Below are 11,876 nucleotides of genomic sequence, written 5' to 3'. Positions count from 1 at the left end.
AGACCGGCATGACCCTCACGAGCCCATTTCCCATCCCTTACGGCAACATTCAGCCGGTCCTCGACTGGCAGGCCGCATTCATCGAGGGCCTGCTACAGGCTCAGAACTTCCAGCTCCAGATGCTGGCCGCATGGCAGTGGCCGTTCGCCAGCGTCAACCAGGAACTGTGGGATCAATGGGCGGCCCGTTTCGGAGGCGGGGTGCCGTTGGACGGGTAGGGCGCCGCAAGGCACGCTGGTTTCGCGATGAGACAAGGGTTTATACCTAGATTCGGACCCTCAAGTTTCAGCGCTGGGCTGCCGATATGCCTAACAACCTGGCCCAGCATCGGCGGCCGTCACGGGGAAAGCACATGCGCAATTGGAAGATCAGTACCCGACTGGGTATGGGGTTCGGGATCGTGTTGCTGTTGATGGCGACAGGGGTCGCGATCGGCATCGCGTGCCTCCAGGACATCACTGGCAGCGGCACCATCACCCCGGAACTCGCGCGGCGTATCGATTCGACGCAGAACCTCATGCTGGGCCTCGGGCTCGTTGCCCTGCTGGCGGGCGTCGGCTGCACCCTCTGGCTCGCGCGCAGCATCATGCAGCCGCTGGGCGAAGCGATCTTCATCGCGGAGACCGTGGCTTCGGGCGACCTCAGCAAGGAATTCGAAACCGAGCGCGGCGGCGATTTCGGACGCCTCTTGCGCGGCATGGGCGAAATGGAGGACACCCTGACCGACGTGGTGACCCGCATCAAGGCGTCGAGCGAATCGATCGTGGTGGCATCCAGGCAAATCGCTGCCGGCAATCAGGATCTGTCTTCGCGCACCGAGGAGCAGGCGAGCTCGCTGGAGCAGACCGCGGCGTCGATGGAGGAACTGACCTCCACCGTCAAGCAGAACGCCGACAACGCGCGTCAAGCGAATCAGCTGGCGCTCTCTGCCTCCGAAGTGGCGGTCAAGGGCGGCGACGTGGTCAGCCAGGTGGTCCACACCATGGCCTCGATCAATGCGTCCTCCAAGAAGATCGTCGACATCATCGGCGTGATCGACGGCATTGCCTTCCAGACCAACATCCTCGCGTTGAACGCAGCGGTCGAAGCCGCGCGAGCCGGCGAGCAGGGCCGAGGCTTCGCAGTCGTGGCTGCCGAAGTGCGCAACCTCGCGCAGCGCTCGGCCGCCGCCGCCAAGGAAATCAAGGGCCTGATCGACGATTCGGTGGGCAAGGTCGATGCCGGCAGCCAACTGGTCGGCGAAGCCGGCAGGACCATGGAAGAGATCGTGGGCAGCGTGAAGCGGGTGACGGACATCATCGGCGAGATCACGGCCGCGAGCCACGAGCAGACGCAGGGCATCGAGCAGATCAACCAGGCGATCACGCAGATGGACCAGGTGACGCAGCAGAACGCGGCGCTGGTGGAAGAGGCCGCGGCTGCGGCGCAATCGATGCAGGAGCAGGCGGGGAACCTCTCGCAGGTCGTCGGCACCTTCAAGCTCGACGACGACGAACAGCCCGTCGTGGCCCAGCCCAAGCCGATGCCGGTGCAAACGCGGCCTGTCGTCCAGCCGGTGCGGCCGGCACAGCCACCGGCGCGGCGGGCCATTGCCGCGCCGCAGCGCAAGCAACTGGCCACCACGAGCACGCCAGCCGGCAGCGGCGACTGGGAGACCTTCTGACCCGCAGCTGCCAGCCGATGCCCTTGATCGCGCTTACAGCTTGTGCGTGGACAGCAAGATGCTCGTCTCCGTGTTCGAGATGCCCTGAATCGAGCGGATGGCATTGAGCACCTTGTCGAACGCCTCCAGGGTGTCGGCACGCAACTCGGCCATCAGGTCCCAGCGGCCATTCGTCGTGTGCAAGGCAACGACATTCGGATGCCCGCGCAGCTTCTTGAGCACATCGGGCCCGTGGTGGCCCTCGACCTCGATGCTCGTGATCGCCCGGATGCGATGGGCCTCCGCCTCCGGCCGCAAGCGCACCGTGTAGCCGACGACGGTTCCGTCGCTCTCCAGCTTGGCGATCCTGTTCTGCACCGTGGCCCGGGCGACGCGCAGCTTCTTTGCCAGCGCAACCACGGACATGCGCGCGTTGTCGCGCAGCAGCGCGATGAGTTGGCGGTCGGTGTCGTCCATTGTCAGATCTTCAAAGTGCCATTCCTACTTAGCAAAATGTAATCCTCCTGGAGGAATTTGCCAAGTTGGATGGTTCATTCTGGCACCCCGCGACGGAACAATTGCGGCATGGCTGCGCGCAGCAATCGCAATTTCCAGGAGCCCTTCATGACCCGCTTCGTAGACGTCCCCACCATGTCCCGCCTCGTTCAGGACATTGGTGTGCCCCGCTTCATCGGCGAGCTCGCCGATGCCATCCAGCAGGACTTCGTGCGCTGGCCCGAGTTCGACAAGTCCGCCCGCGTCGCCAATCACTCGGAGATCGGCGTCATCGAACTGATGCCGGTGTCCAACGCCAAGCGCTACGCTTTCAAGTACGTCAACGGCCATCCGAGCAACACCACGCGTGGCCTGTACACGGTCATGGCCTTCGGCGTGCTGGCCGAGGTCGAGACCGGCTACCCGGTGCTCTTGTCGGAACTGACCGTCGCCACCGCGCTGCGCACCTGCGCGACCTCGCTCGTGGCGGCGCGCGCATTGGCACGGCCCGATGCGCGCCGCATGGCGCTGATCGGCAACGGCGCGCAAAGCGAGTTCCAGGCGCTCGCCTTCCACAGCCATCTGGGCATCGAGGAGATCGCCGTCTACGACGTCGACGCCCGCGCGACGGACAAGCTGGTCCGCAATCTGTCGGCGTACCCGTCTCTGAAGATCATTCGCGCCGGTTCCACCGCCGAGGCGGTCCGCGGCGCCGACATCGTGACGACCGTCACCGCCGACAAGGCTTACGCCACGATCCTCACGCCCGGAATGATCGAGCCGGGCATGCACATCAACGCCATCGGCGGCGACTGCCCGGGCAAGACCGAACTGCACGCCGACGTTCTGCGAAATGCTCAGGTGTTCGTCGAATACGAGCCGCAGACGCGCATCGAGGGCGACATCCAGCAGTTGCCGCAGGACTTCCCGGTCGTCGACCTGTGGCGCGTGCTCGCCGGCACCGAAACGGGCCGCCAGCGCGCTGACCAGGTCACGGTGTTCGACTCCGTGGGCTTCGCGTTGGAGGATTACTCGACCTTGCGCTACGTGCACGCGCAGACCGAGAAGCGCAATCTCGGCATGAGCGTCGAGCTGGTGCCCTGGGCCGAGGATCCGAAGGACCTGTTCCGCCATACGCGCAGCGGCGCCTCGCATGCCGTCATGCGCCGCGTCGCATGAACGGGCTCATCGCCATGCCTTCCATCCAGGCGCCTGCCGCCGTGGTCATGGTCCGCCCGCACCGGTTCACGCCGAACCCGGAAACCGCCGCCGACAACGCGTTCCAGAGCCTGGCCGCGAAGGAGGCCGCGCAGGCCGTGGCCGGCGCAGCGCATCGCGAGGTCACGGCCGCCGTGGAGCGCCTCGAAGCCGAAGGCGTGCGCGTGCACCTGTTCGAAGACCAGGGAGACCGCGACACGCCGGATTCGGTCTTTCCCAACAACTGGTTCTCCACGCATCCGGGCGGGCACGTCGCCATCTATCCGATGCACGCGCCGAGCCGCCGCCGCGAACGCCGTGCCGACGTGATCGAGATGCTCAAGTCCAGGTACCGCGTGCAGGACGTGATCGATTATTCCGGTCTGGAGCAGGATGGCCTGTTCCTCGAAGGCACCGGCGCGATGGTGTTCGATCACCTTGCGCGCGTGGCCTACACGGCGCGCTCGAACCGTGCCGATCCGGTGGCGCTGGAGCGCTTCAGCACCCATTTCAACTTCGAGCCGATGCTGTTCGACACGGCGGATGAGGCCGGCCGCCCGATCTATCACACCAATGTGCTGATGTGCGTGGCGACGGAGTTTGCGATGGTGGGTTTCGACATGGTTCCCGACCAGCGAAGGGCCGCCGAACTGCGCGCCCGGCTGCAGGAGTCGGGGCGCGAGGTCATTGCGCTGAGCGCCCGGCAGATCGCCGACTTCGCCGGCAACGCGATCGAACTGTCGGGTCGCGACGGCCGGATCCTGGCGCTGTCGCAGCGGGCCCTCGAGAGCCTCACCGCTCAGCAGAAGACGACCATCCAGCGCTCGGCCCGGCTCGTTCCCCTGTCGGTGCCGACGATCGAAATGGCGGGCGGCTCGGTGCGCTGCATGATCGCCGGCATCCACCTGTCTCTGAGGGGCGCGTGATCGCTCTATCTGCCCACGATCGTCAGTTCACGGTCGTTGGCAGTGACGTCGAAGAGCGACAGCAGTTCCCGGCCGAGGAGGGCGTCCGTCGATTTGCGGCCCAGCGAGCCCACGACCACGGTGGCCTGCGGCACGCTGAAGGGCCCGAAGGTCATGGGCACACGCTCGATGCGACGCGCATCCATGACGGCCCCGGCGGTCTGCATGTGCGCGGGGGAACCTCCGATCAGGTTCGCCCGTGCGGCGAAGTCTTCGGTCACGGCGACGCCGGCATTGACCGTGGCAGCCTTGTCGATCACGAAGCGCACGGGGAAGCCGTTGACGGAGCCATGAATCCAGAAGCGGCCGTCCTGGCCGACGGGAACGGTGATCTGCCGGGATCCGTCGACTGCAATGTTTGTCGTCTTTCCCTTGGGCTGATCTGCGGTGTCGACCAGTACGCAGGCATCGGACCGAGGCTGCGCCGGCCGCGCGCTGGGCGGCACGTTCGTGTAGGTCTTGCCGCATTTGAAGATGGATTCCGCCGCGACAACCGGGTGCATGCTCATGACGCCGAGGGCAATCGCCGCTTGTGCTGCGAGATAGCGCAGCGCCTGTTTGGGTTTCGAGTGCTTCGACATGGCGTGACCTCGCTCTGATCAACAGTCTCAGACAATGCTTCATCCGGTAGCGGCGCAGCGTCATCCAAATTCCACGTCGGCTGAACGGTTCGTTGGAGGCGATCGACGGTCTTATGAACGGATCACCCGCGCACCGACGGCGCGGGCATGCCTGGCGCTGATCAGCCCTTGATGAAGGCGAGCAGGTCGCTGTTGAGACGATCCTTGTGCGTGTCGGTGAGACCATGCGGGGCGCCCGGATAGACGATCAGCTTGGCGCCCTTGACCAGCTTGGCCGATGCGCGGCCGGACGCGTCGATCGGCACGATCTGGTCGTCGTCACCGTGAACGATGAGCGTCGGCACGTCGAACTTCTTCAGGTCTTGGGTGAAGTCGGTTTCCGAGAACGCCTTGATGGAGTCGTAGGTGTTCTTGTGGCCGCCCATCATCCCCTGCATCCAGAATGAATCGATGAGTCCCTGCGAAGGCTTGGCGCCCGGCCGGTTGAAGCCGAAGAACGGGCCCGAGGCGATGTCCTTGTAGAGCTGCGAGCGATTCGCGATCGAGCCGGCGCGGATGCCGTCGAACACCTCGATCGGCAGGCCGCCGGGGTTGGCCGGCGTCTTCAGCATGAGCGGGGGAACCGCACCCACGAGCACCGCCTTGGCCACACGTTTCGTGCCGTGACGGCCGATGTAGCGCGTCACTTCACCGCCGCCGGTCGAGAAGCCGACCAGCACTGCGTTCTTCAGGTCCAGCTTCTCGATGAGGGTGGCGAGGTCGTCGGCATAGGTGTCCATGTCATTGCCGTTCCAGGGCTGGCTGGAACGGCCATGGCCGCGGCGGTCATGCGCGATCACGCGATAGCCCTGCGAGGCCAGGAAAAGCATCTGTGATTCCCAGCTGTCGGAGTTGAGCGGCCAGCCATGGCTGAAGACCACGGGTTGGCCCGAGCCCCAGTCCTTGTAGTAGATCTGCGTACCGTCCTTGGTGGTGATGTAGCTGCCGGCCGGCTTGGCTTGAGCGCTGGCCGGAACTTTGCTGCCGCGAGGCTGTGCGGTTTCCGGCTTGTCGGCGGCTGCCAGCGCTGTGCTCGCGGCCAGGCTGATGATGGACAAGGCGACGACTTTGGAAAGAGTCTTCATAGCAGGCTTCGTTGGAGGTTGGTTTCAAGGTTTCGCGTCTTGGGGTGCATGTCGGTGCGCGACGCCGCCATGTAAAACGTGTGCAAGTAAATAGTGTGCTATGTATATGCCGGAAAAAAGGGCACAGTGCTGTGCCCGTCACGATGTGCTCAGGAGGCGTTCTTGAACAAGTTCGTCCGTATCTCCAGCAGTCGCTCGCGCATCGAGCGCAACTCATCCGCCGAACACCGTGCGGCGGAAGCGACACACGCGGGAACCGCTTTCGCTCGAGCCCGCAGAGCGCGCCCCTTGCTCGTCAGCGACACGACGACTTGCCTTTCATCCGATGTCGAGCGACGCCGATCGATGAGCTCCGCCGACTCGAGACGCTTGAGCAACGGCGTCAGCGTGGGCGACTCCAGAAACAGTTGCTCCCCGATCTCGGACACCGTCAATCGATCGCGCTCCCACAACACCAGCATGACCAGATACTGTGGGTATGTCAGGCCGAGGTCCTTCAACAATCCACGATAGACCTTGTTGAAGCCCAGCATGGTCGAGTAGAGCGCAAAGCAAAGCTGTTGCCCCAGGGCCAGGGAATGCGCCTCGGAGGGGGCTGCGACGGGTGATTTGCTTGCCATGGGCGAATTATAAATAGCACACTATCTAATCGCAAGCGCTTTATTTGTGCTGCCGAGAGAAGTCGTCCTATCGATTGAAGGTGGCTTACGTACCTTCCCTATGGTCGAACGAGGAGTCCGATCGCAAGAATGTCTCGTCCAGTTCGCCAAGCCGGCAGTCCAGAAGCGCCGGCTCGACTTCACGCTCAAGCACTTCGAACATCCCTTCGACAAAGTCCACCAGGCGATCGGAGGCCGAAATCGCATCATCAACATTGCCAGTGGCGACTGCATCAAGGACGGCAATGTGCGCGTCCACCGTGTCCTGCAAGTTGGCACCCCGCTCCGCATGCGTGTGATAGATCCAGCCGATGCGACGGAAGATGGTGTGCAGCGGCCGCAGCGTGCTTTCGACGAAAGGTTCGCCGGCGGCCGCGAGAAAGAGCTGGTCGATGCGCCGATCCACCACGTTGAACTGCTCGAGCGTCATGGCGTGCCTGTGTTCGGCCAACTGGCGCTTGAGATGCAGCATCTGGTTGCGCTGTGAAGAACCGGATCGCTCGGTGGCCAACCGGATCACGAAACGCTCCATGTCGCGCCGCAAGCGCAGCAGGACGCGATCGCGCGTAAGGTCGACCGGCACGATCTGCAAGCCATGTCGTGGCGTCACGTGCACCAGCGTATCGGCGGCCAGCCGATTGACGGCCTGAAGAACCGGCGTACGACCGAAGCCGACCATCCCCTGCAGATCGTGCGTCGCCAGGAACAGTCCCGGCCTCAGTTCGCAGCAGACCAGCAGTTCTTCGATGCGCGCATAGGCCAGGTCGGAGAGGCTCACCGAACTTCGCCGGCGAGACGGGTCCTGGACCGAAGCACTCTTTGCGGCCAGACGCGGTCGCGGACGGGTGGTTGAAGGCATGCGGCTCGTGGTCTGAAGGGGGTCCGTGCCCATCGCACGTTCCATCGTAAGCATAGCCTGATATTCAAGATTTTCTGCAGCGATAGCGTCGTTTTCTCCAATGAACGACTGCCGAAGGCTGGGATGGGTGTGAATAGGGTAAACACGAAGAACTTTGGTGAAATATCACAGTATTCTTTCAGTCATGGCAACCCTGATCTCAGACGTCAAAGTCATCCTCACGGCCCCGGAGGGGATCAACCTCCTCGTCGTCAAGGTGGAAACCAACCAGGCCGGGCTGTACGGCCTCGGCTGCGCGACCTTCTCCTATCGGCATCTGGCCGTGCAATGCCTGGTCGAGGAATACCTCCGGCCCTTGTTGATCGGGCGGGACGTGAGCGCGATCGAGGAGCTGTGGCAGCTGATGCACCAGAACGCGTACTGGCGCAACGGACCGATCGAGAACAACGCCATCTCGGGCGTCGACATGGCGCTATGGGACATCAAGGGGAAGATGGCCGGCATGCCCCTCTACCAGCTGTTCGGGGGCAAGTGCCGGGAGGGCGTGCCGATCTATCGGCATGCGGACGGCCGGGACCTGGCCGAACTCTGCGACAACATCCAGAAGTACCGGGAGCAGGGCATTACCCACATCCGCTGCCAGAGCGGTGGCTACGGCGGCGGCGCCTTCGGACCGGCCCCCGCGACGGCGCCGAGGGGTGCTGCGCATGGCATCTACCTGGACAGCAGGACGTACATGCGCGACACGATCAAGCTGTTCGAAGGCATCCGAGCGAAGGTGGGCTTCGACGTCTCGCTCTGCCACGACGTGCACGAGCGGCTGAAGCCGATCGAGGCAATCCAGTTCGCCTGCGAGATGGAGCGGTTCGATCTGTTCTTTCTCGAGGATGCGATTGCGCTCGAAGAGGGCAAGTGGCTGCGCCAGCTGCGCGACAAGACCCGCATCCCGCTGGCGCAGGGCGAGCTGTTCAACAACCCGTCTGAATGGAAGACGCTGATCACCGACCAGCTGATCGATTACATCCGCGTCCACCTGAGCCAGATCGGCGGCATCACGCCCGGCAGGAAGCTCCAGCTCTTTGCCGAACAGTTCGGCGTGCGAACGGCATGGCACGGCCCGGGCGACATGTCACCGCTCGGCCACGCGGCCAACATCCACATCAACCTGGCGGCGCGCAATTTCGGCGTGCAGGAATGGTCGGGCACGGAGCCGCCCAACTTCGTCATCCAGGAACTCAAGGGGCCGCGCGATGCGCTGCTCGACGTCTTTCCGGGCCTGCCGGCGTTCGAGAACGGCTACGTCTACGCAAACGACAAGCCGGGCCTCGGCGTCGACATCGACGAAGAGGAAGCCCGCAAATACCCGTGCGAGAACGTCGTGACCACATGGACGCAAACGCGTCTGGCCGACGGAACGCTTCAAACGCCCTAGGAACAGAGACCATGTCCATTCAACTCTTCGATCTCACGGGCCGCACCGCGCTCGTCACGGGTTCCTCGCGCGGCCTGGGCTTCGCCATCGCCGAGGGCCTTGCCGCCGCCGGCGCACGGATCGTGCTCAACGGCGTCGACGCGGCACGGCTGGCCGATTCGGCCGCAGCGCTGCGCGGCAAGGGCTATGCGGTCGAGGCATATGCCTTCGACGTCTGCGACGAGGGCGCAGTGGCCGGCGCGTTCGACCAGCTGGACGCGGCCGGCATCGAGATCGACATCCTCGTGAACAACGCCGGCGTGCAGTTCCGCAAGCCCATGGTCGAGCTCGCGACGGAAGACTGGCGCCGCGTGATCGAGACCAATCTGACCAGCGCCTTCGTTGTCGGCCGCGAGGCGGCCCGCCGCATGATCCCGCGCGGCCGCGGCAAAGTCATCAACATCGGCTCGCTCACCAGCGAACTGGCGCGCGCAACCGTCGCGCCCTACACCGTGGCCAAGGGCGGCATCAAGATGCTGACGCGCGCCATGACGGCTGAATGGGCCGGCCACAACATCCAGGCGAACGCCATCGGGCCCGGCTACATGCTGACGGACATGAACCAGGCCTTGATCGACAACCCGAGCTTCGATGCCTGGGTCAAGGGCCGCACGCCGGCCGGTCGCTGGGGCCGCCCCGACGAACTGGTGGGCGTGGCCGTGTTCCTGGCGTCCAGCGCTTCCAACTACGTCAGCGGCCAGATCATCTACGTCGATGGCGGCATGGTTTCCGTTCTCTAAGCGTTCTCTAACTACACATTCCATTAGGAGACAGTCGATGAAACGAAGCATTCGCGCGGTCGTTGTTGGATTGACCGTTGCCTGCGCCTGCGTCGGCGCCGCGGGCATGGCCTTCGCGCAGGACATCAAGGAGCGCAACATCAAGTTCGCTTTTGCCAACACGGCGGACTCGGCGCACGGGATCGGCGCCAAGCGCTTTGCCGAGATGGTCGCGAGCAAGAGCGGCGGCAAACTGAACGTGAAGCTCTACGGCAGCGGCACGCTCGGTGGTGAAGCCGTGGTGGCATCGGCGATGCAGGGCGGCACCATCGAGATGTCGATGATGGGGCCCGGCCTTCTGACCGGCATGGACAAGGAGTTCGGCGTCTTCGACACGCCCTTCCTGTTCGACAGCTTCAAGGAGGTCGACGCCGCACTGGACGGCCCGGTCGGCAAGAAGCTGCTCGACAAGCTGCCTGCCAAAGGGCTGGTCGGCCTGTCCTACTGGGATCATGGCTTTCGCATCCTGACCAACAGCAAGCGGCCGATCGCGAAGCTCGAGGACATCCAGGGACTGAAGATCCGCGTGCAGCAGATTCCGGTGTTCATCGAGTCTTTCAATGCGATGGGCGCCAACGCCGTGCCGATGCCTTTCCCCGAACTGTATTCGGCCCTCGAGCAGAAGGCCGTCGACGGCCAGGAGAACCCGTTCATCTCCGTCGAGGTGACCAAGTTCTACGAGGTCCAGAAGTACGCCTCCACCACGCGCCATGCGTACTCGCCGCTGCTCGTGCTGATGAGCAAGAAGTTCTGGGACCAGTTGTCGGCCGATGAGCGCAAGGTGCTGACGGACGCGGCGAACGAGGTGAAGAGCTACGAGCGCCAGGTGTCGCGCGAGCTGGATGCCAAGGCGCTCGACACGCTCAAGAGCCGGGGCATGGTGATCACCGAAGTCTCGGCGCAGGAACGTGCACGGATGCGCGACAAGCTCAAGCCGGTGATCGACAAGCATCGCCAGACGACAGGCGAACTGGGCAAGGAAATGACGGCCGAGGTGGAACGCATTCGTTCCGGAAAGTGAAGACCATGAACACCCGAAACATTCTTGGCGCCATCGCCGCGATCGCGGCGACGCTGTGGTCCCCTGTCGCGCCGGCCGCGGACTATCCGAGCCGGCCTATCGAGATCGTCGTGCCCTCGTCGGCGGGTGGAGGCACGGACGTGATGGCCCGGCTCTTCGCCGAAGCTGCCAAGAAGAGCGTGCCGCAACCCTTCGTCGTCACCAACAAGCCAGGTGCTGGTGGTGGCATCGGCATGACGGAAGTGCAGCGCGCACCAGCCGACGGCTACAAGATCGGCGTGCTGATCTCCGAGCTGGCGATCATTCCGCACCTCGGGATGACCAAGGTCACGACCGCCGACTTCATCGCCGTTGCGCGGCTCAATGGCGATCCGGGCCTGATCGCCGTGCGCGCCGACTCGCCATGGCAGTCGATCGACGACCTGTTGGCCGCCGCGAGAAAGCAGGACGGCGCCGTGTCGATGGGCAACGCCGGCACCGGCACCATCTGGCACCTCGCGGCCGCCGCCGTCGAACAGAAGACGCGCGTGCGCTTCAACCACGTGCCCTACCAGGGCGCCGCACCGAGCGTGCTCGCGCTGGCGGGCGGCCATGTGGATGCGATCGTCGTGAGCCCGGCGGAGATCGGTTCGCACGTGGCGGCCGGCAAGGTCCGCGTCCTGGTGTCCATGGCCGAAGGCCGGCTCGCGGCCCCCTACGACAAGGTCGCGACCTTCAAGGAGAAGGGTGTGGACCTGGTGCTGGGCACCTGGCGTGGCCTGGGCGTGCCCGCGGGCACGCCGCCCGAGGTGGTGCGGTACCTGCGCGAGGCGGCGCGCAAGACCTCCGAGGACCCCGCGTTTCGCGAAGCCTTGACCAAGGCCAACCTGCAGCCGGCTTATATGGATGGCGAACAGTTCCAGGCCTTCATGAACAGCCAATCGACCTATTTCAAGTCGCTGCTGGCGACCGTCGAGATCAAGAAATAGGGCGTCGCATGGAAGCCCTTGTCATCCACGCCCCCGGCGATTTGCGCGTCGAAGAAGTCGACACCCCCGAACTCGGCCTCGGCCAGCTGCAGGTGCGCGTGCGCTGCGGCGGCAT

At 64.4% G+C, this 11,876-nt stretch carries 12 protein-coding genes and 1 pseudogene; 8 read left to right on the top strand and 5 right to left on the bottom strand.

The annotated features are described in order from the left end of the window. The first annotated feature begins 8 nt into the window (after positions 1-8). Both BLS74_RS14615 and BLS74_RS14610 read left to right on the top strand, forming a co-directional pair. Positions 9-218 carry a hypothetical protein gene (locus BLS74_RS14615; protein WP_244503878.1) on the top strand — a complete coding sequence of 70 codons (210 nt, stop codon included), beginning with the start codon at positions 9-11 and terminating at the stop codon, positions 216-218. Positions 219-508: 290 nt separating this feature from the next. Further along, positions 509-1,663, top strand: a pseudogene (locus BLS74_RS14610) (methyl-accepting chemotaxis protein); the annotation flags it as partial. A 33-nt stretch (positions 1,664-1,696) separates the two neighbouring features. Here BLS74_RS14610 and BLS74_RS14605 read toward each other — a convergent pair. Then, positions 1,697-2,119 (bottom strand): Lrp/AsnC family transcriptional regulator, encoded by a 423-nt coding sequence (locus BLS74_RS14605; protein ID WP_093107398.1) that lies wholly within the window; start codon positions 2,117-2,119, stop codon positions 1,697-1,699. 147 nt (positions 2,120-2,266) lie between these two features. On the opposite strand from BLS74_RS14605, the gene BLS74_RS14600 reads away from it, so the two are divergent. Next, positions 2,267-3,316, top strand: coding sequence for an ornithine cyclodeaminase (locus tag BLS74_RS14600; protein ID WP_093107830.1), 1,050 nt, complete (start codon positions 2,267-2,269; stop codon positions 3,314-3,316). A 14-nt stretch (positions 3,317-3,330) separates the two neighbouring features. Then, the gene (locus tag BLS74_RS14595; RefSeq protein ID WP_093107828.1) at positions 3,331-4,260 is read left to right on the top strand and encodes a citrulline utilization hydrolase CtlX; all 930 of its coding nucleotides are present in this window, start codon (positions 3,331-3,333) and stop codon (positions 4,258-4,260) included. Positions 4,261-4,265: 5 nt separating this feature from the next. On the opposite strand, the gene BLS74_RS14590 is transcribed toward BLS74_RS14595, so the two are convergent. The 4 genes from BLS74_RS14590 to BLS74_RS14575 form a co-directional block, all read right to left on the bottom strand. After that, positions 4,266-4,880 carry a retropepsin-like aspartic protease family protein gene (locus BLS74_RS14590; RefSeq protein ID WP_093107396.1) on the bottom strand — a complete coding sequence of 205 codons (615 nt, stop codon included), beginning with the start codon at positions 4,878-4,880 and terminating at the stop codon, positions 4,266-4,268. A 161-nt stretch (positions 4,881-5,041) separates the two neighbouring features. Beyond that, positions 5,042-6,004: an alpha/beta fold hydrolase gene (locus BLS74_RS14585; protein WP_093107394.1), complete on the bottom strand. Its 963-nt coding sequence runs from the start codon at positions 6,002-6,004 to the stop codon at positions 5,042-5,044. 149 nt (positions 6,005-6,153) lie between these two features. Then, a complete protein-coding gene (locus BLS74_RS14580) occupies positions 6,154-6,624 on the bottom strand; it encodes a MarR family winged helix-turn-helix transcriptional regulator (RefSeq protein WP_093107392.1) in 471 nt (156 codons plus the stop codon). An 85-nt stretch (positions 6,625-6,709) separates the two neighbouring features. Beyond that, positions 6,710-7,441: a GntR family transcriptional regulator gene (locus BLS74_RS14575; RefSeq protein ID WP_244503877.1), complete on the bottom strand. Its 732-nt coding sequence runs from the start codon at positions 7,439-7,441 to the stop codon at positions 6,710-6,712. Between the two features lie 265 nt (positions 7,442-7,706). Between BLS74_RS14575 and BLS74_RS14570 the strand changes: the two genes are divergently transcribed. From BLS74_RS14570 to BLS74_RS14555, 4 genes are read left to right on the top strand one after another with little or no spacing between them, the layout of a single operon-like run. Beyond that, on the top strand, positions 7,707-8,954 hold the full coding sequence (locus BLS74_RS14570) for an enolase C-terminal domain-like protein (RefSeq protein ID WP_093107390.1): 1,248 nt from the start codon (positions 7,707-7,709) through the stop codon (positions 8,952-8,954). 11 nt (positions 8,955-8,965) lie between these two features. Beyond that, positions 8,966-9,733, top strand: a complete 768-nt coding sequence (locus BLS74_RS14565) for an SDR family oxidoreductase (protein ID WP_093107388.1) — start codon at positions 8,966-8,968, stop codon at positions 9,731-9,733. A 37-nt stretch (positions 9,734-9,770) separates the two neighbouring features. Next, positions 9,771-10,793: a TRAP transporter substrate-binding protein gene (locus BLS74_RS14560; protein WP_093107386.1), complete on the top strand. Its 1,023-nt coding sequence runs from the start codon at positions 9,771-9,773 to the stop codon at positions 10,791-10,793. Between the two features lie 5 nt (positions 10,794-10,798). After that, a complete protein-coding gene (locus BLS74_RS14555) occupies positions 10,799-11,761 on the top strand; it encodes a tripartite tricarboxylate transporter substrate binding protein (RefSeq protein WP_093107824.1) in 963 nt (320 codons plus the stop codon). Positions 11,762-11,876 lie beyond the last annotated feature (115 nt).

Source organism: Variovorax sp. CF079, assembly GCF_900101545.1.
Classification (GTDB): Bacteria; Pseudomonadota; Gammaproteobacteria; order Burkholderiales; family Burkholderiaceae_C; genus Variovorax.
This window is presented reverse-complemented; position numbering and strand designations above follow the sequence as displayed.